General features: G+C 32.8%; 18 protein-coding genes. 17 read left to right on the plus strand and 1 reads right to left on the minus strand.

The window, feature by feature from the left end:
• Window positions 1–115: 115 nt before the first annotated feature.
• The 12 genes from JQC67_RS00075 (at window position 116) to JQC67_RS00130 (ending at window position 18,525) form a co-directional block, all read left to right on the plus strand.
• Window positions 116–3,484: a PAS domain S-box protein gene (locus JQC67_RS00075; protein WP_203250831.1), complete on the plus strand. Its 3,369-nt coding sequence runs from the start codon at window positions 116–118 to the stop codon at window positions 3,482–3,484.
• A gap of 6 nt (window positions 3,485–3,490) precedes the next feature.
• The gene (locus JQC67_RS00080) at window positions 3,491–3,904 is read left to right on the plus strand and encodes a response regulator (RefSeq protein ID WP_203250832.1); all 414 of its coding nucleotides are present in this window, start codon (window positions 3,491–3,493) and stop codon (window positions 3,902–3,904) included.
• A gap of 434 nt (window positions 3,905–4,338) precedes the next feature.
• The gene (locus tag JQC67_RS00085; RefSeq protein ID WP_203250833.1) at window positions 4,339–5,493 is read left to right on the plus strand and encodes a glycerophosphodiester phosphodiesterase family protein; all 1,155 of its coding nucleotides are present in this window, start codon (window positions 4,339–4,341) and stop codon (window positions 5,491–5,493) included.
• Window positions 5,494–5,697: 204 nt separating this feature from the next.
• Window positions 5,698–7,170: a potassium/proton antiporter gene (locus tag JQC67_RS00090; RefSeq protein ID WP_203250834.1), complete on the plus strand. Its 1,473-nt coding sequence runs from the start codon at window positions 5,698–5,700 to the stop codon at window positions 7,168–7,170.
• A 285-nt stretch (window positions 7,171–7,455) separates the two neighbouring features.
• Window positions 7,456–8,610 carry a DUF4249 domain-containing protein gene (locus JQC67_RS00095; RefSeq protein ID WP_203250835.1) on the plus strand — a complete coding sequence of 385 codons (1,155 nt, stop codon included), beginning with the start codon at window positions 7,456–7,458 and terminating at the stop codon, window positions 8,608–8,610.
• Entirely contained in the window at window positions 8,598–11,051 is a 2,454-nt protein-coding gene (locus JQC67_RS00100; RefSeq protein WP_203250836.1) for a TonB-dependent receptor, read from the plus strand. The genes JQC67_RS00095 and JQC67_RS00100 overlap by 13 nt, the downstream gene beginning before the upstream one ends.
• A gap of 195 nt (window positions 11,052–11,246) precedes the next feature.
• The gene (locus tag JQC67_RS00105; protein WP_203250837.1) at window positions 11,247–11,786 is read left to right on the plus strand and encodes an alpha-ketoglutarate decarboxylase; all 540 of its coding nucleotides are present in this window, start codon (window positions 11,247–11,249) and stop codon (window positions 11,784–11,786) included.
• A gap of 141 nt (window positions 11,787–11,927) precedes the next feature.
• Window positions 11,928–12,716, plus strand: coding sequence for a polysaccharide deacetylase family protein (locus JQC67_RS00110; protein ID WP_203250838.1), 789 nt, complete (start codon window positions 11,928–11,930; stop codon window positions 12,714–12,716).
• 71 nt (window positions 12,717–12,787) lie between these two features.
• A complete protein-coding gene (locus JQC67_RS00115) occupies window positions 12,788–14,836 on the plus strand; it encodes an alginate lyase family protein (RefSeq protein ID WP_203250839.1) in 2,049 nt (682 codons plus the stop codon).
• An 88-nt stretch (window positions 14,837–14,924) separates the two neighbouring features.
• A complete protein-coding gene (locus JQC67_RS00120; RefSeq protein ID WP_203250840.1) occupies window positions 14,925–15,578 on the plus strand; it encodes a hypothetical protein in 654 nt (217 codons plus the stop codon).
• Window positions 15,579–15,657: 79 nt separating this feature from the next.
• Window positions 15,658–17,238 carry a glycoside hydrolase family 28 protein gene (locus tag JQC67_RS00125; protein WP_203250841.1) on the plus strand — a complete coding sequence of 527 codons (1,581 nt, stop codon included), beginning with the start codon at window positions 15,658–15,660 and terminating at the stop codon, window positions 17,236–17,238.
• Between the two features lie 114 nt (window positions 17,239–17,352).
• Window positions 17,353–18,525, plus strand: coding sequence for a glycoside hydrolase family 88/105 protein (locus tag JQC67_RS00130; protein WP_203250842.1), 1,173 nt, complete (start codon window positions 17,353–17,355; stop codon window positions 18,523–18,525).
• 90 nt (window positions 18,526–18,615) lie between these two features.
• Here the strand turns inward: JQC67_RS00130 and JQC67_RS00135 are convergent, their stop codons facing one another.
• Complete coding sequence (locus tag JQC67_RS00135; RefSeq protein WP_203250843.1) at window positions 18,616–19,062, minus strand: FKBP-type peptidyl-prolyl cis-trans isomerase; 447 nt, start codon at window positions 19,060–19,062, stop codon at window positions 18,616–18,618.
• A 459-nt stretch (window positions 19,063–19,521) separates the two neighbouring features.
• On the opposite strand from JQC67_RS00135, the gene JQC67_RS00140 reads away from it, so the two are divergent.
• The 5 genes from JQC67_RS00140 to JQC67_RS00160 all read left to right on the plus strand — a co-directional run bounded on the left by JQC67_RS00140 (window position 19,522) and on the right by JQC67_RS00160 (window position 26,883).
• Complete coding sequence (locus JQC67_RS00140) at window positions 19,522–20,169, plus strand: DsbA family oxidoreductase (RefSeq protein WP_203250844.1); 648 nt, start codon at window positions 19,522–19,524, stop codon at window positions 20,167–20,169.
• A 192-nt stretch (window positions 20,170–20,361) separates the two neighbouring features.
• Window positions 20,362–21,348: a 23S rRNA (adenine(1618)-N(6))-methyltransferase RlmF gene (rlmF, locus tag JQC67_RS00145; protein WP_203250845.1), complete on the plus strand. Its 987-nt coding sequence runs from the start codon at window positions 20,362–20,364 to the stop codon at window positions 21,346–21,348.
• A 139-nt stretch (window positions 21,349–21,487) separates the two neighbouring features.
• Window positions 21,488–22,915, plus strand: a complete 1,428-nt coding sequence (locus JQC67_RS00150) for an SDR family oxidoreductase (RefSeq protein ID WP_203250846.1) — start codon at window positions 21,488–21,490, stop codon at window positions 22,913–22,915.
• A gap of 58 nt (window positions 22,916–22,973) precedes the next feature.
• Window positions 22,974–24,275 carry a sugar phosphate isomerase/epimerase family protein gene (locus JQC67_RS00155; protein WP_203250847.1) on the plus strand — a complete coding sequence of 434 codons (1,302 nt, stop codon included), beginning with the start codon at window positions 22,974–22,976 and terminating at the stop codon, window positions 24,273–24,275.
• 184 nt (window positions 24,276–24,459) lie between these two features.
• A complete protein-coding gene (locus JQC67_RS00160) occupies window positions 24,460–26,883 on the plus strand; it encodes a TonB-dependent receptor (protein ID WP_203250848.1) in 2,424 nt (807 codons plus the stop codon).
• The last annotated feature ends 31 nt before the right edge of the window (window positions 26,884–26,914 follow it).

Below are 26,914 nucleotides of genomic sequence, written 5' to 3' on the forward strand. Positions count from 1 at the left end.
TTGATCACATTCAATTAAAAAAATAACTTTTTTAAACAAAGGGAATACTTTTCTCAATAAAAAAAGTTACTATTGAACTCTATATAAACCAATAGACTTTACTAAACCAACTGTAATGGAAGCTAAATTAAACTCTGAAGTTATAGGTATAATTTCTACCAATAATGAGGGAATTATATACCAATATAATGAAGGAGCTGAAATTTTATTAGGCTATACTGCTTCTGAAATGATCGGTTTAGATAAGAGAAATGCTGTACTAATTAAAGCTGAATTTGAGAAATTCGAGAATGATATTAGATCTCGATATAACAAGAGTGGCACAGATGCCAACCCTTATGAATTACTTGCCGAAAATAATGGTTACGATGCTCGTGAATGGACGGTAATTAAAAAAGATGGTACCACATTTATCTCGCACTCAACACTAACGCCTTTAAAAAATGAAAGTGGAGAAAATATTGGTTTCCTTCGAATATTACAAGATATAACTGCTCAGAAAAAAACAGAAACTGAGCTTCAACAAAAAAATCAGGTTTTAAATGCGGCCGAAAAACTAGCCTTAATAGGTAATTGGCAATGGAACACGATTACCAATGATGTAAACTGGTCTAATAACTTATATTCCATTTTTGAAGTTAATCCTGATGAACAAATCACTTTCGAGACGTACTATAATTTTATTCATCCAGACGATAGAGCAATAGTTGACGCAAATATTTTGAGAACAAATACTGAAAAAAAATTTTGTGAAACGTTACATCGAATTGTTTTAACTAGTGGCAAAATAAAAACAGTACAACTTATAGGAGATGTTACTTTAGATGATGCAGGCAACGTTATTGAACTTATTGGCACCTGCCAAGATATAACAGCTCAGAAAAAAATAGAATTCGATCTTTTACGTAAAAATCAGCTTTTAAATGCTGCTGAAAAAATAACACAGACGGGGCATTGGCAATGGAACGTTATTACGAATGATGTCATCTGGTCAAATAACCTTTATAATATCTTCGGAATAGACCCAAATGAAAAATTGACGTATGAATCTTACGCTAAGTTTATTCATCCAGACGATGTAGAAGCTATTCGTTTAAATAGGGAAAAAAGTATAAAGGATAAAAAGTTTCATGAAAGATTACACCGTATAGTTTTATCAAGTGGCAAAATAAAAACGGTACAAATACTAGGAGAGGCAATTCTTGATGAAGCAGGTAATCTTACAGAATTCATAGGCACTCTGCAAGATGTAACAGAACTTAGAATGGCTGAAATCAAATTTAAAGGCCTATTAGAATCTGCGCCAGATGCAATGATTATTATTAATGAACAAGAAAAAATTCAGTTGATTAATAAGCAAGCTGAAAAATTATTTGGTTATTCATCAGAAGAGCTGCTACACAAGTCTGTAGAATTATTAATACCACCAAGATTTAAGGCTGAAAAAGTGGCTGACCTTGAAATACTTTTTGACGCCGACAAAACAATAGAAATGGGCGTTGAAAAAGATGTTTATGGGATACATAAAGAAGGAAAAGAAATACCTATACAAATAAACTTAAGTCCACTTAAAACCGAAGAAGGCGTTTTGGTTTCAGCTGCAATAAGAGATATAACGAATCAAAAAAAGATAGAAGCTGAACTTAAACTTAAAAATCAGTTTTTAAATTATGCTGAAAAGTTAACCTTAATGGGCCATTGGCAATGGAACACCATCACTAATTATGTTAAATGGTCTAATAACTTATTTAATGTTTTTGAGATTGAACCCAATGAAAATACGACTATTGAGACGTATTATAATTTTGTTCATCCTGAGGATAAAGAATTGGTAGGAATAAATATTGCTAGAACGAAAAATGAAAAGAAATTTTGCGATACGTTACATCGTATTAAATTAACCAGTGGCAAAATAAAAACAGTTCAACTACGTGGTGATGTTGTATTAGACGACTTAGGCAATGTCATTGAGATTATTGGTACCTGTCAAGATGTTACTGAACAACGAATGGCTGAACTCAAGTTTAGAGGCCTACTAGAGTCTGCACCAGATGCTATGGTAATAGTAAATGATCTTGGTGAAATTCAGTTAATTAATAAGCAAGCTGAAAAATTATTTGGTTACTCCGCTGAAGAACTACAAAATAAACCCGTAGAATTACTTATACCCGAAAGATTTAACAAGCACCATACCAACAATCGCGATGCATTTTTCAACGCTCCCAAAACAAGAAAAATGGGAGAAGGTAAAGAACTTTATGGCATAAATAAAAGCGGAGAAGAAATTCCCATACAAATTAGTTTAAGTCCTTTAAAAACTGAGGAAGGTTTGCTTGTTTCGGCAGCAATTAGAGATATTACTGTACAGAAAAATACAGAATCTGATCTTTTACGAAAAAATCAGGTCTTAAATGCTGCTGAAAAAATTACCATGACAGGTAACTGGCAATGGGATTACATTGTAAATCACGTTACATGGTCAAGCAATTTATTTAATATTTTTGAAGTGGACCCTGAAGAAAATTTGAATTTTGATTCATACTTTAGTTTTGTTCACCCAGATGATAAAGAGACTGTTCAATTATCTTTTGATAAATCTGTTGAAGATAAAATATTTTATGATTTGCTGCATCGTATTGTATCAACAAGTGGTAAGGTAAAAACAATTCAGTTACATGGTGATGTAATTACAGATACTGACGGTAAGGTAATTGAGTTAATAGGTACATGCCAAGATGTAACACAACAACACATGGCTGAAAAGAAAATTCTAGAAGCCAATGAAAGATTAGAATTATTGGCCAGTACGCTTAAAACAAGAAATACACAATTAGCCGATTTCGCTCATATTACCTCACATAATTTGCGTGCACCTGTAAGTAATTTAAATTCGCTTTTAGGTTTTTATAATAATTCAGAAACAGAAGAAGAAAAAATATTTTTATTCAAAAAATTTGAAATCGTTATAGATCACCTTACAGAAACATTAAACACGTTAATTCAAGCATTACGGACTAAAAATGAGGGCGCTGAAAATTTAGAATCGCTTACATTTGATGAAGTACTTAGTAAAACTAAAGAGATTCTTGCCGGTCAAATTTTAAAAACAGAAGCTAAAATAATTAGCGATTTCTCAAAAAATGTGAAAATTACGTATAATAGGACGTATTTAGAAAGTATTTTCCTTAATTTACTAAGCAATGCAATGAAATATAAATCTGATGATAGAATACCAGAAATTTTTATTCACTCTGAAATTAAAGATGGTATTCAAAAACTCAGTTTTAAAGATAATGGTCTAGGTATCGATTTAAAAAGACATGGCCATAAAATGTTTGGTCTAAACAAAGTTTTCCATAGGCACCCTGATGCTAAAGGAGTAGGCTTGTTTATGACAAAGGTGCAAGTTGAATCTATGGGGGGCACTATATCGGTAGAAAGTAAGGTCAATGTAGGCTCTACTTTTAATATTAATTTTAAGTAATAAAAAATGAATAATGATGTTAATTTTTGTATTGTAGATGATGATGATATTTATCAATTTACCATTAAAAAAACGATACTATCTCTAAATCTCGCAAAAAATATTATTGCTTTTTCTGATGGTGAAGAGGCTTTAAATTATATGATTGAGAATCTCAACAATGATAAAGAACTGCCTGATGTTATTCTTCTTGACATAAATATGCCTATTATGGATGGGTTTCAGTTTATGGAAGAATACATAAAAATTCAACCAAAAATAGGCAAGAAAATAACCATTTATATGGTCTCATCATCTGTTGATACTGCTGATATTGAAAGAGCAGAAAGAATAAGCGAAATTTCTGATTATATCATCAAACCCATTGAAGCAGACAAGTTAAAATCTATTGTTGAAGAATTAAGCAACAACGAAATATAGAGTTACAAAACTCTCATTTTAAATTTGGCATTCATTCGACATGTTTGTAAAACTGAACTACCCAACAATTAAATTACAATTTGCAACTACAACTATGATCATTTTTTAAAATCTACATTATATACAATCAAAAAAACAACAATACACCATTCTTATGTACTACATGGTATAACAAATCTTAAATGTGGTGTTATCCATTGCGTTTAAATCAACTTCAATTACTGCAATCGACAGACTAATTTCTAATCATTTTAGTTTAAATAAAAAACTTATAATTGTTTTAAAGTACGCCTTAAATCAAAAGGATTTTAGTATTGAAATTAAACCTTACGTATATTTATTCAGTCTTCAAATAAATTAGATTTAACATTTTAATTGTTAGCAATTAAAAATGGCCATACCAATTATAACTTGACCATGAAATAAACTAAAAAATGAAAAAACAAATTATTATTCTATTGCTTTGTTTTCAAACAACACTATTAATTGGGCAATTGAAAGTTCTAGAAAACAACCAACCTTTTGATGATGTAATAAAAATTGATAATTCACTATTTACCAATAAAAAAATAGTAAAACTATCACTTATTTACCCAAATTACTCATTCAAAAAAAATATAGTAAACTTACTTACCAATAAATACGGAGTTTTTAAAAATACTCAAAAGTTTATTACCTGGGATTTAAAAAATCATGATTACCTCAAAAACATCAAGTTAGATACTCTTGGCAATTGTAGTATTGATCTAAAGTTTATAAACAACACTACACCCCAATCAAAAGAAAATGTGTTAAAAGAAATAAGCAAAGATCTCAAAAGAACTCTAATGCTTTGGCAAGAAAGAAAAATAAATAATGGAGAAGTATATTTTGTAGGACATCGTGGAGGATTAATGGATCATTTTCAAGAAAACACTTCAGATATTTTAAAATATTCAAAACAGGCAGGTATTTCATTTATGGAGGTCGACATTTTAATTTCAAATGATGATATCCCATTTATTGGTCATGATTGGAAATACCTTGAAACGAACCTAGGCATAAACAAGCAAAACGATTCTTTGACTATTTCTAAAGCCAGATATAAAGATGGACAAAAAATAACCTTTTTTTCATCACTTATAGCCAGCAATCAATTTTTGATTTTAGATTTAATTCACAATTCGATTGAAGAACAGCATCGAATTATTCAATACATATATAAGAATTATTCTAAAGCATTAAAATCTCATACCTATATTCAAGTTGATAAGCTAGAAATGTTCCAACACATTAAAGATTTAGATAATCAAATTCTTGTTTCTTATAATGTAAAACGAGAAAATACAAATAATTGGGAAGCAGGTTGGATTGATAAAATAAAACCAAAATTTAATCAAATGGAGATGTTTGTTGTAAACCCTTCACTGATTATCACAAAAGATTTTTTAGAAGGCTTTGGTGAACATGCAAAAAAAATTATACCAGTAATTTATAAGGATAATACGAATGAAATTATTCGTATGGCTGATTTGGGATTTAAGTTTATTATGATTGATGACATTATTAATGTAAATCATAAATTGAATGAAATTTTACTTCATAAGTAAAAGTAAATTCACCTAACTAGCTACTAAATTAATCCTGTACAGGTAAATTATCACTCCAAATGTCATAACAAACTGTCGGTTCTTTTGTTTTGAAATTACAATACCAAACAATGTACAACGACACGAAAAACATTGGGCCAGACATATAAATTTCCTCAATGAGAAGCAGTATCTTTGTAGGCTTAAAATTGAGCGAGAAAAAGAATGAATTTAACCATTGAAAATATATTATTAGTTGGTTCTCTATTACTGCTCATAAGTATTTTTGCAGGTAAAACTTCGTATAAGTTTGGTGTACCTACCCTACTACTCTTTTTAGCAATAGGAATGTTAGCAGGTTCTGATGGCATTGGCGGCATTCGATTCAATGACCCCCAACTCGCACAATTTATCGGTATAGTTTCGTTAAATTTCATCTTATTTTCTGGTGGTCTTGACACCAACTGGAAAGCCGTGAAGCCGATTCTCTGGGAAGGCATTGCATTATCAACCTTAGGGGTTTTATTAACTGCAGTTTCGCTGGGTACTTTTGTATGGTATATTACTGATTTTACTATTTATGAAAGTCTACTCTTAGGTTCAATTGTATCATCAACAGATGCAGCTGCTGTATTTTCAATTTTACGTTCTAAAAGCCTAGCATTAAAAACCAACCTAAGACCCACTTTAGAGTTAGAAAGCGGTAGTAACGACCCAATGGCTTATGTATTAACCATTGCATTTTTGACTTTGGTAATCAATCAAGACCAAAGTTTTGTCTCTATAATTCCCTTGTTTTTACAACAAATGATTTTGGGTGGTGTTGCTGGTTTTGCCTTCGGTTTACTCAGTAAGTATATCATTAATAATATTAAACTAGATTTTGAAGGGCTGTACCCAGTTTTAGTAATTACACTAATGTTTATTACTTTTTCTGCCACCGACTTTTTAGGGGGTAATGGGTTTCTTGCTATCTACATCTGCGCAGTGTATTTAGGCAATCAAGATTTAATCCATAAAAAAACCATTTTAAAAATGTTTGATGGTTTGGCCTGGTTAATGCAAATTGTGCTTTTCCTTACGCTAGGCTTACTTGTTTTTCCTTCTGAGATAATACCATACATGGGTATTGGTTTGCTCATATCAGTATTCTTAATTCTTGTTGCCAGACCAATAGGTGTATTTATAAGCCTTATGTTTTTCAAAATGAAATTGAGAAGGCGGTTTTACATTTCGTGGGTTGGGTTACGCGGAGCAGTACCAATTGTATTTTCTACATATCCACTTTTGGCTGGCATTGATAAAGCCAATATGATTTTTAACATTGTGTTCTTCATTTCAGTTACATCCATATTAATTCAAGGCACTACACTTTCAATTGTTGCAAAATGGTTTAATGTTGGCTTACCAGAAAAAGCAAAAATATTGAACGCAACTGATTTGCTGATGGCAGAAAATCCGAAGGCAGAAATGAAAGAAATTCTAATTACTGCCAACTGCATGGCAGTAGATAAGAAAATTGTAGAATTAGGCTTTCCTAAAAATGCAATTATTGCAATGATCAAAAGAGATGATAGCTATATTATACCAAATGGATCTACCAGAATTGAAGCACAAGATTCACTAATTGTGCTTGCAGATAGGAATCACATTTTTGATGAAGTATACAAAACACTTCAAATAGAAAAAGTCAGTTAAAACCTATTATATCTTATAATATAGGTATAACGATAAATACACATATTACTACGTTTAGTAAAATGAATCCAATTATTAAATCAAAAAATCAAAACCTTCATTGTACTAAAATGTACAATTGAATGTAGTTGTAATTATCCTAAAAATAAGTTAGTTTAGTACTTAGCAAACTAAGAAAATAAGTGTTAATCAAGAACATTTATAAATATCACCATAAGGCTTAAAGGGCTTCTATTTATTCCCCCATTAATTGATATAAACAGTATCGGAATTTTATGTAAGCGAATGGTATTTAAAAGATTGTATCTTATATTTCTGTTATTTTTTATTGGTTGTATAACTCCAGAAGAACCAAAATTCGAATACAAAGAAGGTCTAATATATATAGATGCTTTTGCTTCTACCAGTACGGGTGCCTCGTATGTAAATATATCAGAATCAGTCCTACGAAATCAGATATTAATTAATGTTTTAATTAGTGGTGCAACTATTTTTTTTACGAATACAGACAGCGGCCAAACGGTAGAATTAACTGAAGAAAATGGGCAATATGTACCACCTTCAGATTTTGCAGTCGCAGTTGGTGAAACGTGGGATTTGAAAATTGAACTACCCAACGGGAAAAAATATTATTCCCAACCTGAAACTATTATAAAACCAGTAGCTTTTACCAATTTAAAGGCAACATATAACCCAGAACTAACCTTTAAAGTAGAGCTAAATGAATATGTTCCTGGCCATGCATTGTATGTAGATTTAAACGACCCACTTGACGAACGTAATTATTATTTATGGAAGTTTAGAACCTATGAAAAGCTTCTAATTTGTGAGACCTGCGATGAACAGATATTTCGAAATGGTAGATGTATAGAAGTAAATCATGATTTAAACAAAGACATTGCAGATACAGGTGAATCCGATTATTATTGTGATGGTGATTGTTGGCGCATACGTTATAATGAAACTATAGAATTATTCTCTGATGAATTTGTTGAGGGCGGTATAGTACAAAATTTGCCTGTTGGTGACATACAATTGTATACTACTGAAAACTTAGTTGTTGAAGTTCAACAGCTATCGTTAACAGAAAACACGTATGATTATTACAAAGTACTGAAAGACATTGTAGATAATAATTCTGGTTTAAATGCACCACCCCCAGCTGCCTTAGTTGGAAATATGTACAACCCGGAAGATGAAGAGGAATACGTGCTTGGTAGATTTACTGCAGCATCGAGCACAACAAATTCCCTCTATATTACAAGGGAATCAATTGAAGAATCACCTTTAGATCCATTTAATGAATTTACTAGTGAATGTGAAATATTTTGTGGGATTCAAATATGTCATTCCCCAGAAGGCTGTGCTTTTGAATCAATAGTACCCTGCAGCGAAACACGCTATCGAACAGCAATTAAACCTGAGGGATGGATAGATTAAAATCGCTTAAGTCACTAGGGGTATTGCGGATAACTCATCTGATACTTTTTCTGGTAATTTCCAATTTATCAGTAGCACAGAATTCTACTCATGAATTAACAATAAAGGTCACTGAACAAAGCACTGGAGCCTCACTTGAAAATGCAAATATTGCTATTAGCCCATGTGCCTGTGGAGGAAAAACGGATGAAAATGGAATTTTAACAATAGCATTACCAGAAGAAAACTATACGGTAACCATTACTTACGTTGGTTTTCAGCCACAAACTGAGCAGATAATTTTAAATAAGGATCAGTTGTTAGAGATTTATCTAAATGAACAAACAGAACAGTTATCTGAGGTAGTTGTAAGTGCAAAGAAAGTGAATGAAAACATAGAATCTCCGCAAATGGGAGTTTTGCGTTTAGACACAAAAGATTTAAAAAAACTACCGACAATACTAGGCGAATTTGATGTTTTAAAGAGTGTTACTTTATTAGCCGGTGTAAATAGCGCGGGCGATGTTAGTAATGGTATTTCGGTAAGGGGTGGTTCTTTAGATCAGAATCTATTACTCTATGACTATGCCCCTATTTACAATCCCACACATTTGTTCGGACTTTTTTCCGTTTTTACGCCTGATATAATATCAACCGTAGATTTATACAGAGCTAATATTCCTTCAAACTATGGTGGTAGAGTTGCTTCTGTGTTAGATATCAAGGTAAAAAATCCATATTCAGATACACTCAAATTAAGTGGAGGCATCGGTCTAGCATCAAGTAGGCTCCTTTTAGAAACACCAATTGTAAAAGATAAATTGATGCTTATAGCAGGAGTTAGAGGTGGTTTTACTGATTTTTTATTACCAATCTTCTCAAAACGTCTCAAGAATACAAAAGCCAAATTCGCTGACGCAACAGTAAAATTATTATATCTACCTACAGAAAATGACCAAGTTAGTTTCACGGGCTTTTACAGTAAAGATTTTTATCAATTAGATTTAGTATCTGAGGTTCAAAACATAACGGCAGAAAGCAATCAGTATGATTTTAACACCTTTAACGGTACGCTAAATTGGATCCATTCATTTAACAACAAAACCTTCTTAAAAACGGTGTTAGTAGGAAGTCAATACACACCTAAAATAATATTTCCCCAGATTGAGAGTACGAATAAAATTGAGTATTCATCACGAATAAACACCTTAAGTTTTATTTCAGAACTCACTAAAGAAGTATCCACAGATTTTGAATACAAAATTGGCGTGCAAGCCAATCAATATAAAATTAAACCGGGAGACTTAGACCCAGGTAATATTCCTGAATTTCGATCTGTATCGTTAAATTCGGAGACGAGTTATGAGTTATCAGGTTATCTGAATACAGATTGGAAACCAACTGATTATTTATCATTATCAGCAGGTTTACGTTACAATCACTTTTTATTTGTCGGGCCTTATAACTTGGCCACATTTGATGATACTGGAAATAATCTTGTAAGTACTGAATTCATTGAGAAAGGAAAAACGGTAACATCTTTTGATGCTTTTGAACCACGACTTGGCTTATCATTACAATTTAGTGACAATACCTCAATCAAAGCCAGTTACGCTCGCATCAACCAATATGTTCAAAATTTATATAATAGTACCACACCACTACCAACGTCACGATGGAAAACAAGTGACCCAAATATAAAGCCGCAAACAGGTGATACTTATGGTCTAGGCCTGTACCAAAATTTTTATGATAATGCTATAGAACTAAGCCTAGAGGGTTATTATAGAGAGACAAAAAATGTCTTAACCTATAAACCTGGAGCTGACTTTTTTTTAGAAGAGTTTATAGAAAAAGATGTTGTTCAAGGCCAAGGAAGCGCTTATGGGGCAGAGTTGAGTTTTAAAAAACCCAAAGGAAAAATTAACGGATGGTTTAACTACACCTGGTCTAGAAGCTTTTTACGATCTACAAATGCGACTTTAGGCGATCGTATCAATAACAACGATTGGTTTATTTCAGATTTTGATAGACCGCATGTTTTCAATAGCACCATCAATTTTGAAGGCCACAAATACAATACTTTGAGCTTTAATTTTACGATGCAGTCCGGTAGACCGTATACACTTGCCAATGGAATAGTAAAGTTGGATGAGATTGATGTTCCTATTTTTTTAGAACGTAATAATGCCCGACTACCTGTTTACCATAGATTAGATTTATCTTGGAATGTTCATTTTAGCAAAAGCAAAGAGAATAAACGTTGGCAGAACGACTGGACATTTACAGTTTACAATGTATATAGCAGAGATAATCCATTGAATATTTTTTACACGCAAGAACCAGCTACCACAGGTGGTGGCAGTGCATTTATATTTGGCAATACACCATTGGGTGCAAACAGAATTTCGGTTATGAATAGTCCTATTTTCTCCTTGACATACAATTTTACCTTTCAATAATTTTAAATTCGCCAGAATAATTAATTTGGATTTAAAGCGCACCCTATTTGTGCTTTACTTTTACCATTTAAGAATTTTTAATCCAGCTACCAAAGGTGAGAGTCTCCTAAAAAAATTATAAACTTACTTGAATTAACTATATATTTATCCACACCATTAATTTAATAGAACCCGTACTTTAAAAAAACACTACACATGAAACGATTAAGCATACAACTAGTACTAATTTTAGCCGCGTTCTTTATTTCGGTAAATTCTTCGGCACAAACTACTGAAATAATGGTAGCAGATAGCGCGTCTGTTGTTGATAAACGTTTAAAATTTGGGTGTGGATTTGGATTGAGTTTTGTGGGAGGTACTAACATTACCTTGTCTCCAAACTTAATGTATAGTGTGAGTAATCAAGTATCAATAGGTGCAGGTGTTCAAGGAAGCTATACATCTATCAAAGATTTACAAAATACCACAACTTTTGGCGGTAATGTAATAGCACAGTATAATCCTATTCCTATGATGACAACCTTATTAGAATTTGCGCAACTGAAAGTAAATACTAAAACGGAAACCGTAACAGGTGAAGTTGAACAAGATTATTGGGATTCTGCCTTATTTGTTGGCCTTGGTTTGAATGTATCAAAGAACATTATCATTGGCGCAAAATATAATCTTTTGTATGACAAAGATGAAAGTGTATATACTAGCCCTATTTTGCCATTTGTGAATATATCCTTTTAGAAAAATAAACCCTATAATACCATTTTTGCGATTTTAATATCAGGTGAAATAGACAACCTGCTAAAAGTCGACAACAACCGAATTTCAGATTAAAAATTAATCCCTTATTTTAGATTCTCTTTTGAAATAAGTTCACCAATCATGAAGTCCATTTGTTCGCTGTTAGTTCTACTCTGCATTGTATCGTGTGGTACTTCACAAATCGTAAAAAAAGAGCTACCAGACAAACTTGTAGTTCTAACTTTTGATGATGCACCCGCAAGCCAATATTCAGTAGTAGCACCGTTGCTAAAAGAATACGGTTTTGGTGCCACTTTTTTTGTTTGTGAGTTTCCCCCAAACCAAAAAGACAGCACTTTATATATGAACTGGCGGCAAATTAAAACCCTAGATAATATGGGTTTTGAAATTGCAAATCATACCCACACGCATGCTAATGTTTCTAAATTATCTCACACAGAATTCAACACAGAATTAACATATATTGAAAACAAATGTGATTCACTCGGCATCTCAAAACCAAATAATTTTGCGTACCCAGGCTATGGGTTGAATGCGCAAGTTTTAGATTATTTACAAGATAAAAAGTACGTATTTGCTCGTGCAGGTGGTAGCAGACCATACGACCCATTGATAGACCATCCTTTTCTTATCCCTAGTTGGGCAACAGATGCTGACAATAAAACAGAAATTATTACAGCACTAGAAAAAGCAGAAAAAGGAAAAATCATCGTGTTGACACTTCACGGCGTACCCGATATTGAACATCCTTGGGTAACAACCCCCCCAGAATTATTCAAAGAATATTTAGAGTATTTGAAACTACATAAGTACAATGTCATTTCACTAATCGACTTGCAACGCTATATAGATGTTGCAGAAGCAAAGAAACGTATAACACCTGATTTAGATAAAACGCTAAAAAATTAAATACATCAATTCAAATTCAGTTTCTTATCAAGAATACAAATCAAACTACAAACTAAACCAAACAAGTGCTCATGTCTAAAATTATAAATTCACTTTTATTACTAATTCTACTAATAAGCTTTTCTGAAAAAGGAGTTGCTCAAAAAAGTTGGCAAGAAATTTCAACAGTAGAAGACGTTTACACCAATTACCCAAACGTCATCATAAATATGTTAGGTCAATTTAACCTTGAGTACAAAGGTCTTGAGAAAGTGAAATTAGCGTATGCTGATGACAATATAGTTTTGGCATGTAATGAACTACTTGCTTACTATAAAAATGGAAGCATGGCGCCAGACTTACGAAAAGCAACACCAAAAAAAACGAATGAAACACGTGCCGTAGCTGATACCACTTTAACTGATGTACTCTTTGTGCAAAATGTAAGAGGAAAAGTTCCTGTTGGTGCTGATGGTCATCGCGATTGGTATTACAAAGGACCCAATAACGACAAAGAATGGGCTTGGTTATCAAATCGTCACAGTCAACTATCTGGAGTGTATTCAACATATTTAGAAACGGGAAATCCAAAATATGCGGAATATATTGATTTATTTTTACGAGATTTTATAATCAAGAGTATGCCCTACCCTGCAGTAAAAAGCAGCACTTCTGTATGGCGTGGATTAGAAGTGTCATTTCGAGCAAAAGTTTGGCCCAAAATTTTCTTCGGATTATTAAATAGTGAATATATCACCCCTGCTACCCAACTTTTAATTCTTAGTAGTTTGCCCGATCATGCACATTATAACAGAAATTTTCACTCAGGAAACAATTGGCTAACAATGGAAATATCAGCTTTAGCTACAGTTGCTGCATATTTTCCAGAATTTAAAAAATCTGATGCTTGGTTAGATTATGCCATTGGCGCCATGACCGAAAGTATGAAAGATCAAGTATATGCTGATGGTGTACAAACAGAACTTACTTCACACTATCATAATGTATCCCTATTAAATTTTGAACTTTTCAAAGAAATTTGTGATAAAGCAAATAAAGAGCTTCCTGATTTTTTCAATAAGACAATTAAGGCTATGTACAGTTATATTTCGCATGTGGTTCGCCCTAGTGGTTACCGTATACTTAACAACGATGGCGATAAAGGTAGTGACCGAAAATATATTTTAAAAGGCGCAAAACTATTCAATCACCCTGATTGGGAATACATTGCAACCAATGGTGAAACGGGTACCAAACCTACAGACGGCCCATCTTATTTTTATCCATGGGCAGGGCATTTTGTTTCTAGAAGTGGTTTCGACGCTGATGCACAATGGTCCTTTTTTGATATTGGCCCTTGGGGCAGTGGTCATCAACATAATGATAAATTACACCTTTCAATTTCGGCCTATGGTAGAGATCTTTTAGTTGATTCTGGTCGTTTTGCATACACAGGTGAAGTAGCAGAAAAATTTCGCCCATACGCCAAAGGTAGTGCTGGGCATAACCTAATCTTAATTGACGGAAAAGGTCAGCAACCCGGACCAAAACTAGCTGAGAAACCGGTAGATCAAAATCATTTTAAAATTAGAGACAATTTTGATTATGCCTCCAATTCTTTTGATCAGTTTATTGATTTAAAAGGTAATGCAAAACATACACGTAGCATATTTTATGTACGTGGAGAATTTTGGGTTGTAATTGATCGAATTACAACCGACACTCCTCGAAAAATTGATGCCTTGTGGCACTGGCACCCTGAAAATAAGGTAGTACAAAACGGCCAAATTGTTAGCACGAATAATACGCGTGGTAATCTTGCAATCATCCCAGTTGGTAAACAGAATTTTGATATTAAATTTACTAGTGGACAAGAAAATCCTGAAATTCAAGGTTGGTATAGTCCTGAGTATAATCTTTTTGAACCCAACACCGCAAGTTCTTATAGTACAACCATAAATTCAGATACTACTTTAGTGTGGCTACTTGTTCCTTCAGAAAGTGTCACCCCAAAATTAAAAGCTAAAATAAATAAAGAAACTAAAGACGAAGTTCACCTTTCTGTAAAGTCTAAAACAAAATCATGGCAATTAACAATTCCCTTTAACAATAGTGCTGATGCAAAAATGATCCTCAAGTAATTTTTATTTTAATACTATATTTAATGGTTTGAGATTATTAGTATGCATCCTTTAAATTTTAAGAGTTTACAATTTAAATTATAAAACTATGAAACAGGTATATTGTATTCTAATTTTAAGTTTGGTCTGTTTATCATCAGCTGCGCAAGGGTATTATGAAGAAACGACACATTATATTTTTCCCGAATTCAAAAAGGGAATCGTACTTATGAAATCTGGACAAAAGAATGTTTCGTCATTAAATTATAATTCATTAACTGAAGAAATGATTTTTGAAGATAAAGGCAACAAATTGGCAATTGCAGATGCACAATTAGAAGTTATAGATACTGTATATATTGAAGAAAGAAAATTTATTCTTTTGGAGAATAAGTTTATTGAAGTTTTAAACCAACCAAAATGGTCACTATTTGTGGCACATAAATGTAAATTAAAAAATTTAGGAAGAACCTCTAGTTATGGTACGAAATCTCAAGCATCATCAGATAATTCAGTGACAAAATTAGAGACACAAGGTTTGTATTATGATTTAAATTTACCCGATCAGTTTGAAACTAAACCGTTTAACCAATATTGGTTACAGCGAAATGGCGAGCTAAAAAAAATCGTAAACATGAGAGAATTGAAAAAACTCTATAAAGCTAAAAAAGATCAACTAAAAGGCTATTTAAAAGAGCATGATGTAAGATTTGATAATCAAGAGAATATAGTTGAGTTAATTCAATTTTTAGAATCTAAATAACAAGGTTAAACAAAACATAAACACCAGCCGAGTCAAAAAAATGACATCAATAAATTACAATTTGTTCACAGTTTTTAAAATGAAGAAAAACACGAAACGCTTTTTAATTATCCTTCCACTATTATTGCTTTTTTGTCTTTCAATGAAAAGTAGCACCGGTATAAATGAGCCAAAGAAAAAAGAGTTTCTTATTACAAAATATGGGGCTGTCGCTGACGGTACAACTATAAATACTTTAGCAATACAAAAAGCAATTGATTTAGCTACGAAAAGAAAAAATGGAGGTATTGTTGTTTTTCCGAAAGGTCGGTTTTTATCGGGTAGTATTGTGTTGAAAGATAATGTAGAGTTATTTTTTGAAGAAGGTGCCGTTTTATTGGGTAGCACCAACCCAAGTGATTATCATAAAATTAATTTTGAAGGTCGACCTTCTTCACCTAAAAAAGATGACAATTCACAGCTAGCTTTAATTTTAGCAAATAAAGCAAATCATATAAAGTTAAGCGGAAAGGGTACTATTGATGGTCAAGGCTTAAAATTAGCTTTAGCTGTAGATAGTTTGCATCATGCAGGTATCACAATAGATCCAAATTATAATACGCGTAGAAATAGGCCCAATGAAACCATGCGGCCAAAATTATTTCGTTTCTCACAATGTAATGATGTGGTTATTGAAGATTTGAATGTAGGTGCAGCGTCATGTTGGGGCTTATCTTTTGAGCTATGTTCAAACTTAACTATTGATGGACTTACCATTGTAAATCGTTCGTACTGGAATAATGACGGCATCGATATTACCGATTGTAAAAATGTAAAAATTATAAATTGTGATGTTGATGCAGCTGATGATGGTATATGCTTAAAATCATATTACCCAGGCCACTTTAATGATTCCATTTATATCGCAAACTGTACCATTCGTTCAAGTGCCAGTGCTATCAAATTTGGGACAGCATCCTACGGCGGATTTAAAAATGTAACCATTGAAGACATTAAAGTATTTGACACTTTTAGATCGGCGGTAGCTATTCAAACAGTAGACGGCGGTTTTATTGAAAATGTATCTATCAATAATATTGAAGCTGTTAATACCGGGAATGCATTTTTCATTCGCTTAGGACATAGAGATGGTGAAACCCCTGGTAGTGTTAAAAATGTTACTATTAAAAATATAAAAGTTCAGGTGCCATTTGGCCGACCAGATATTAACTATGATTTACGCGGACCTGAAGTGAATTTTTTCCATAATCCATTTTCATCAGCCATTGTAGGCATTCCAGGTCATAAGGTGGAAAATGTTACCATAGAAAATATAGAAATTGAATTTCCAGGTGGCGCATTCAAAGGTATGGCCTATGTACCTTTAAGTAGATTAGATGCTGTACCGGAAGTTATAAAAGGGAGTCCCGAATTCTCAATGTTTGGCGAGTATCCTGCTTACGGTTTGTATGTAAGACATGCAGCTGGCATCACTTTAAAAAACATCCAGTTTACCTTAGCTAAAAGTGATTTTAGACCCGCTTTTGTTTTTGATGACGTTACAGACATCACCATGGAGAAAATTAATTTGCCGAAACTCTCGCAAGGGCAAATCATATTAAAAGACTCTGAAAAAACAACTTTAGATGATGGTGCTGCTGGTCTTGTTCAAAAGTATTAGTGACTTGTAACTTAGTATAGTTTTAGATGCAATTGGCTTAATGTAAAGGACAAATTTTAATAAAGACTGTAAAAAATAGTCGATAAAACGAGAATTGAATTTTTAAAAATAATCATGAAAAAACTATTGCTACTTTTCTTAGTACTGGCTTTTTGTAATTCATTGGCAGGACAATCAAAAGATATTGGTTCCGAATTATCAGACGCACTAATCGAACGGTATCAGCCTACCATAAACACCTTAACTAAAAAAGGATGGGACCATTCAAATAGTATTATTTTACATGGGATGGAAAAAATATATTTAAAAAATAAGAATCAATCTTACTTAAAATACATTCAAGGGTTTGTTGATTCATTTATAAATGAAAAAGGTATCATAACTAAATGGAAACCGGAGTTAGATGGACTGCATCCAGGAATATTATGTTTGTTTTTATTTGAACAAACGGGTAATGTAAAGTATAAAAATGCAGCCACAAATATTAGAAATTCACTAATTGGTACAGCTACAACACCGAGTGTTTTTAATAAAACACCTGATGGTGGCTATTGGCATAAAAACAAAAGTCATTATGACGATGTTATGACCATTGATGGAGCCTATATGGCTAATCCGTTTTTAGTTAAATATGGTGTGTTATTTAATGATAAAGAAAGTATTGATATCGCTACTTTTCAACTTTTACTGGTTGCAGAAAGATCTTTTAATATCTCGAATAATCTAGCCTATCATGGATGGGATTATACTAAAAGTAGACCATGGGCTAATCCCATTACAGGTACATCTACTGAAATATGGAGTAGAAGCATGGGGTGGTTTTCCATGGCTTTAGTTGATATTTTAGAATATCTACCTAAATCACATAAAGATTACAATCGAATAGTTTATTTATTTCAACAAATAGCTATCGGAATTAAGAATTCTCAAAATGAATCTGATGGAATGTGGTATCATATGATGAATCACAAAGAATTAAAAGATAATTACCCTGAAACAAGTGGCTCGGGTATGATGCTTTATGCATTAAAAAAAGGAATAAAGCATGGCTGGTTAGATCAAACCTATACACCAATAACAGAAAATGCTTGGAAGGGTTTAAAAACTTTTATAACTACATATGAAGATGGTAAACCACAAATAAATTCGTCTACACCTGGTATAGGCATTCAAAATAATGTACAAGATTATTTATCAGTTCGGCCTGTTAGTTGTCCATCAACAGATGAGAAACAACATCCCCATGGTTATTGTGCTGTTTTAATGGCAGCATCCGTAATGGAATAACCAGTGGTTCTATTAAAACAAAAACCCAATAGCCTTTGAGTTAAGTACTCTACTCAAAGGCTATCAGGAAAACTTTAAAATAGAATATATTTAATCTGTAATCTGTGTATCACTAATTGCAACCACTTCTAAATCAAAAGTAAGTTCTTGACCTGCTAAAGGATGATTTCCGTCAATTAAGATACTATCTTCTTTAACCTCAACCACGCGCAAGTTCATTTCTTGACCTTCTGGAGTAGTAGAAACCAAACCCATACCAACTTCGGGTTTCAAATCTTCAGGAAGTTGTGTTTTTTCTACTTCTTTTATTAAATCCTCAACAACATCACCATAAGCTTCTTCTTTAGCAATTGTTATGGTCTTTTTCTCATTTAACTTCATATCAATTAACCCTTTCTCAAAACCAGGTATCAACTGTCCTTGTCCCAAAGTAAACTCTAGCGGTTCTTTTCCTTCAGAACTATCAAAAACTTGTCCGTCAGATAACTTTCCTGTGTAATTTACTTTAACAGTGTTGTTCTCTTTAACTTGATTCATACTGTACTTTTATTATTAAAAACATTCTTAGCATAATTTTTACGCTGCAAATACTTTAGATTAAACTTATACTACAAGTAGCCGCCAAAATCAAGCCATAAGACCAAAAAGGGTGAACCAATCTGCACAAACCGACAAAAATGTTAAGTGTAACTCTGTAAAAATACCTTGTACCCCTTTATCGGTAGTAAAGCACAACTTTATAAGATTACTTAAAATAGTCTTGATAAAAAATCAATAGAGTCGGTAAATATGTCAGTCATGGCAATAAAAATATAACTACAAGTCGTTAAAACAACATTTGTTGGTGTTTATGTTCATCTACTTTTAACTATTACTTCCAAAGTTTTACCCATGGAATTTAAATGCGGTAAACAGCATTTTTGTATTTACTTTTAATTGTTAGTAACCACTATTTGTATCGACAAATAAAAACTAATAGTGTACAACACTCAAATTATGAAAGAGAAATTAAAAATAGATATCGTTTCAGATGTAGTTTGCCCATGGTGTACTATTGGCTATAAACGTCTAGAGAAAGCAATAACAGAACTTGGCATACAAGAACAAGTAGAGATAGAATGGCAGCCATTTGAGTTAAACCCTAATATGCCTGCTGAAGGTCAAAACGTACAAGAACATATTGCAGAAAAATATGGTTCAACTTTAGAACAACAAAAAGCATCACAAGAACAAATGGCTGAAGCTGGCGAAGAATTAGGTTTCACTTTCGATTATTTTGATGAAATGCGAATGGCAAATACCTTTGATGCACATGTACTTCTTGAATACGCAAAAGATTTTGGAAAACAAACCGAATTAAAAATGCGATTGACAGCTTCCTTTTTTAGCGAAAGAAAAGATGTATCTAAAAGAGCGGTATTAAAACAAGCGTTACTAGATGTAGGTTTAAATGCTGATGAAGCACTAGCTAAATTAGATAATGATGAAGCACGCTATGAAGTAAAAAGCAAAGAAGGTTATTGGCAAAATCTAGGAGTTACTTCTGTGCCGACTATAGTTTTTAATAGAAAAAGTGCCGTAACAGGTGCACAACCTGTTGATGTATTTAAAAAAGTATTGTCAGAATTGATTGAAGCATCATAAAGACTATTCAAATTGTTTTAGGCTCAATTTAATACGGCATACGTTAACCTTTGTTTATTGAATGTTTTAAGAGTTTGTGGTAAACGCAATGCACCAGTAACATATTACATATATTTACAAGTGCGTTGGGTAAATACCTAAAGTGTATACGTCATTCAATCAATTTATGGCGGTACTATCGAAAATCTACTTATGAAATTAGAGCCAATTAAGACTTCAGGTAAATCACAAAAGATAAAAACAAGACTACATGCACGTAATAAAAATCGAGAACAATATGATTTAAGTGCGCTAATCAAGGTTTGTCCTGAATTAAAAAATCACTTAAAACCTAATAAGCTTGGTGTTGATTCTGTAGATTTTTCTAGTCCTGTTGCGGTAAAACTTTTAAATAAGTCGATACTAAATCATTATTACGGCATAAAGAAATGGGATTTTCCTGATGAAAATTTATGTCCACCCATCCCTGGAAGAGCTGATTACGTACATCATATTGCCGATTTATTAGGTAAAAATAATTTAGAAACTATACCCACCGGAGATACAATAACATGTCTTGATGTTGGCGTAGGTGCTAGCTGTATTTATCCGATTATTGGCGTTACAGAATATGGCTGGCGATTTATTGGCTCTGATGTTGATTCAGAATCTATTGCGTCGGCAAAGCAAATTGTCAATTCTAACCCACTACTAGAAGGTAAAGTTGATTGTCGATTACAAAAAAATTCAAGAGATTTTTTTTACGGCATACTAAAGGTCGAAGATAAAATTGATATTGTCATCAGTAATCCTCCTTTTCATTCTTCCATTGAAGAAGCACAAAAAGGAACGCGCAGAAAAATAAAAAATCTATCGGGTAAAAAAGTAAAAACACCCGAACTCAATTTTAGTGGTATAAGCACTGAGCTCATATATAAAGGTGGAGAATCTAAATTTATCCAGGACATGGTTTGGGAGAGTAGAAAGTTCGCTAAAAACTGTTACTGGTTTTCAACCTTAGTTTCTAAAGAATCAAATCTTAAAGGCATTCGTAAAGTATTAGAAAAGGTTGAAGCGAATCAGATAAAAACTATCCCCATGGGAACCGGTAATAAATCGAGTCGAATTGTAGCTTGGACATTTCTTTCTCCTGAAGAACAAAAAGAGTGGAGAGAAACGAGATGGAAAACACCTTCTTAGCATTTAGTACAAAAAAAACTATTTATCAATTAAGCCATTGCTGAGGCAAAACAAAATGATTATCTTCTAAAGATTAATTTCCTTTAACTATTCTAGAAAAAGAATAAAAAACAACTATAAACTAAATAGTACTTAAAAAATGAGACTACTATTAACAGGTGCTTCTGGGTATATCGGTAAGAGGCTGCTTCCTGTTTTAGTAGATAATGGTCATGAAGTTATTTGTTGTGTTAGAGATCGGAAAAGATTTAATCCTCCAGAATCATTAAAATCAAAAATAAAAATAATTGAAGTTGACTTACTTGATAAAGCATCACTGGAAAATATTCCTAATAATATTGATGGTGCTTTTTATTTAGTTCATTCGATGTCTACATCTGGTGATTATCAAAAACTAGAGCAAGAGTCTGCAAATAATTTTAGAATTGCTCTAGATAAAACTAAGGTTCAACATGTTGTTTATTTAAGTGGAATAATCAATGAATCAGAATTATCAAAACATCTAACCTCTAGAAAAAATGTTGAAACGGAATTGGGTAAGGGTAAATACAATTTTACAACTTTAAGAGCTGGAATAATCATTGGTTCAGGAAGCGCTTCTTTTGAAATAATGCGAGATTTAGTAGAGAAGCTACCCATAATGATTACGCCCAAATGGCTAAAAACCAGATGCCAACCTATAGGTATATCAGATGTAATTCAGTTTCTTTCCAAAACCATGTTGAATACAAAAACATTTAACCAAGATTTTGATATTGGCGGTCCTGATATATTATCATATAAAGACATGCTCTTAAAATTAGGGCGAATACGAAACTTAAAACGCTTCATTTACATTGTCCCGGTAATGACCCCAAAACTTTCTTCATACTGGTTATATTTTGTTACTTCTACATCGTACAAACTTGCTGTTGCACTTGTAAATAGCATGAAAATAGAAGTCGTATGCCGAAATAATGACATAAATAAAATATTAGAACTAACACCAATAAATTACCAACTTTCAGTAGAAAGAGCGTTTAGTAAAATTGAACGAAACGAAGTAGTATCAAGTTGGAAAGATGCATTTATCAGCAGCGGTTCAAATTATAATATATCTGACTTTATTCAAGTGCCCACTTATGGTTGTTTTACAGATGTTAGAGCAAAAAAAGTAGTCAACCGTGAAGATTGTATCAATAAAATTTGGAGTATAGGAGGTGAAAACGGGTGGTATTTTGGAAATTGGCTGTGGCAAATTAGAGGCTATTTTGATAAATTTGCCGGCGGCGTTGGATTACGAAGAGGGCGTACTTCTGAAAATTCTTTAAACGCAGGAGATGCATTAGATTTTTGGAGAGTTTTATATGCCGATAATAATGAAGGACGCTTACTACTATATGCTGAAATGAAGTTACCTGGTGATGCTTGGCTAGAATTTAGAATTGTAAATGACAAATTGATTCAAACAGCTACGTTTAGGCCATTAGGTTTAACAGGAAGATTGTATTGGTATGCAGTGCTACCCTTTCATGGACTTATTTTCAATGGAATGATAAAAAAATTAACCAAACAGAATAAGGTTTAAAGTAAAAAAAAATCGTTGTCTACCTAACAAATAAAATTTTCAACAGACTTTTAGGATAATGAGGAACAGCATACTACAAAACAAATTAGTTTTCATCTTTTTAATTGCAATTTTAAATATCGTACAAAGTCAAGATCAGAACCTAGTTTTTGGTCAACAAGAACGATTACAACAATACGCAGGTAATTGGGTAAGTACGGTACATGCTGATACTGATAGTATTGCAGCTACCCCTCAAATTCGAATGAGCTGCATACCTAAACTTGACCAAAAATCATTAGTTGTTGATGTGAAACAATACGATGAAAAGGAAGAAGTTTATAAGTCCATTCTTGTTGAAATGATTAGTCACGATGTTAAGTCAGATTCTATTCGTGCTTATGGCCAAAATAAGGCAGGAGAGCTCTTTATTGGCAAAGGCTATTTTAATACTAACAATAAATGGGAAATGCAAGACTATGACTTTTATGGTAACAAAACCATGCGAGTAACTTTTGATTTTCTAAGTTTCACTGAAGTACTTTTAGAAGGTTTTGATAATGCTAATAAAAGTTTATGGAAAACTCGTTATATAAAACAAAATCCGAAAGATAAAAATATTGGTATACAATTGGTTTCGGTACATAAAGATATGCAGAATGCACCCAAAGAAACAATAAAGCAGTTGGGCCGAATGGGCTATAGTTTTGTTGAAACATTTGTGTATTCAAACGGTGGGTTTTATGATATGCAACCTACCGAGTTCAGAAAGGTAGTTGAACAATCAGGCATGCAATTTTTGGGTTCAATGACATTCTATGATTTACCTAAAAAAAGCGATTGGTCAACGGCCATGAATTGGTGGCAGAAGTGCATTGAAGATCATAAAAAAGCAGGAATTTTATACCTATCAACTTCTAATAATCAGATAAAAAAAATAAAAACCAAAGAAGAACTTCAAAAGTATTGTGATTACTATAATGCAATAGGAAAATTGTGTAAAGAAAATGGGTTGAAATTTATTTTTCACAACCATGCAGATGAATTTCTAACAATTGATGGTGTTAGAGTTTATGATTATTTTCTTGAGCACATCAATCCTGAATACGTATTTTTTCAATCAGATTTGTATTGGATGCATGTTGGAGGGGTAAATCCCATAGACTACTTTAAAAAACATCCGCAACGGTTTATAAGTTGGCATGTTAAAGATTATAAAGAATTAGGCCAAAGTGGTAAAATTGATTTTAAAGAAATATTCAAATACAGTGAACAGGCAGGTTTACAATATAATGTTGGGGAGGTTGAAGCGTACAGTTATCCGCCCTTATACAGTGTAGGTTTAGCATGGGAATACATGTACAACGAGCTGTTAAAATAGCTAAAAGTTAAACTTCGCATACATTTTACAGTCATTTCTTCATAAAAAAAGCCTCCATTAACAACAGATAATCAACACATTAAAAATTCTTATTTAGATTTATTATAAATAGTTTGGTAAAATCGATAGTCTGAGATATTTTTGTCAAAAATTCACTATTTATATTAAGTCCAAATAAAGACTAATGAAAAAACTTATACCAATCCTCACCATATTTTTATTCACCACCATAGCCTATTCCCAAAACGCAACCGTAAACGGCACTGTTACCGATAACGATCAAACACCTTTATTCGGTGTAAACATATATCTTAAAAACACAACACTAGGTACCCAAACAAACGAAAATGGAGTATTTGAAATCGCCAACGTATCAAATGGAACCTATACCGCTTCAATTTCATATTTAGGGTTTAAAACAAAAGAAATTTCTTTTACAATTTCAGGAAATCAAAATATAACTTTAGATAAAGTTGTCCTTTATGAAGGAAACGAAATTTTAAATGAAGTCATTGTAGAAGGAGAACGCATCAATAAATTTTCAAGAAAACAGACTGCCTATGTTTCTAAACTTCCATTAAAGGATATAGAAAATACACAAGTATATAGCACCGTAACAACAGAACTTTTAAAATCGCAATTAGTTACCAATTTTGATGATGCACTAAAAAATGCAACCGGAGTTGAGAATTTATGGTCATCAACAGGTCGTGGTGGTGATGGAGCAGGGTACTATTCACTTCGTGGTTTTTCTGTGCAACCGCAATTGGTAAATGGCTTGCCAGGTTTAACTAACGGAACTATTAATCCAGCCAACATTGAACGTATTGAAGTTTTAAAAGGCCCTTCTGCAACGTTGTTTGGTAATGCGGTTAGTTCGTATGGCGGACTCATAAATGTGGTTACAAAAAAACCATATGTAGGTACCGGTGGTGAATTAGCATTCACTTCAGGAACCTATGGCTTAAATCAAATTATTGGAGATTTCAATTTACCAATAAGCAAAAAAGACAATTTATATTTTAGATTAAACACCGCTTATACAACGGAGCAAAGTTTTCAAGATGCCGGTTTTAGAAAGTCATTTTTTGTAGCTCCTTCCCTATCCTATAAAGTCAATAACAAATTATCGTTTTCTTTCTACGGAGAAATAACACAAGCAGAACAAACAAACCCAACCTTTTTATTTTTAAACAGGGCGGCTCCATCCGTGGCATCTAATATGGATGAATTGGGCTACAACAATAAGCTGTCATTCACTAGTAATGACTTGGCATTACAAAACCCGACCCAGAATTATAGAGTTGAAATGGATTACAAATTGTCAGACACTTGGCAATCACAAAGTTTAGTTTCAAAAAGCTCTACCTCAACAACAGGTTATTACACGTACTTATATGATTATGGAATTTTAGGAGGTAATACTTTTTCACGGTATTTAAACAAACAAAATGCAAACACACAAACTACCGATATACAGCAGAATTTCATAGGCGATTTTAAAATTGCTTCTTTACGAAACAGAGTAGTTATTGGTGCAGATTATTTTAATCAAACATCAACAGATAATAGCACTGGCTATGCTTTTTATGGCAACATAACTGCTGATGGTGGGGCCAATGGAGATAACCCATTTACGGCAGATGTAGAAACAGATGCCTACCCACTTTCAACCTCAGGTGTAGATGCTGTTTTGGCATCGCAAGGCGTGAATAACGTTAAGTCTAAATTCCATATTTTTAGTTTATATGCCTCTGATGTACTTAACATTACTGAAAATTTTTCAGCTATGGTAGGTTTACGCTTAGACCACTTTGATAATGAAGGTGATTTAAATAATCTAGATGACGATTACAATCAAACTACGCTTTCACCAAAATTTGGCTTATTGTATCAACCAATTAAAGACAAGTTAACCGTTTTTGGAAACTATCAGAACGGATTTACAAATGTTGCTCCGCAACTTGTAGGTGACCCAAATAACGGACTTCAAAGTTTGCAAACTTTTGACCCAGAACAAGCCAATCAATTAGAGTTCGGTATTAAGACCAACCTTTTCAATAATAGATTGAATGCTACGATTAGTTATTATGACATTAAAGTAAAAGACCGTGTAATTACAGACCCATCATCTCCATTTAACAAAATACAAGGTGGTGAAGTTGTGAGTAAAGGTTTTGAAATTGAGATAAATGCAAACCCATTAAGAGGCTTAAACATTAGAGCAGGTTATAGTAATAATGATAGTGAAACTGTAGAATCTGACAACGCAGAAATCTTAAACAGAAGGCCACTAGAAGCAGGACCAGAATCGCTATACAACCTTTGGGCAAATTATGAATTTCAAGAAGGTAGTTTAGATGGTTTCGGACTTGGTTTCGGATTTAACGGAGCAAGCGAACGATTTGCAATAAACTATGCATCAACAGGTGAATTTATTTTTCCAAGTTATACCATTGCCAATGCATCCGTTTTCTACCAAGCAAATAAATATCGAATTGGTTTAAAACTTAATAATGCTTTTAACAAGGAATATTATAAAGGTTGGACCACCATTAATCCGCAAACACCAAGATCATTATTAGCAACTATTTCATATCAATTCTAATAGTACAGGTATAAACAGGGCAACTTTTTTG

Origin of the sequence: Aurantibacter crassamenti, from assembly GCF_016811105.1 — a bacterium.
Classification (GTDB): domain Bacteria; phylum Bacteroidota; class Bacteroidia; order Flavobacteriales; family Flavobacteriaceae; genus Aurantibacter_A; species Aurantibacter_A crassamenti.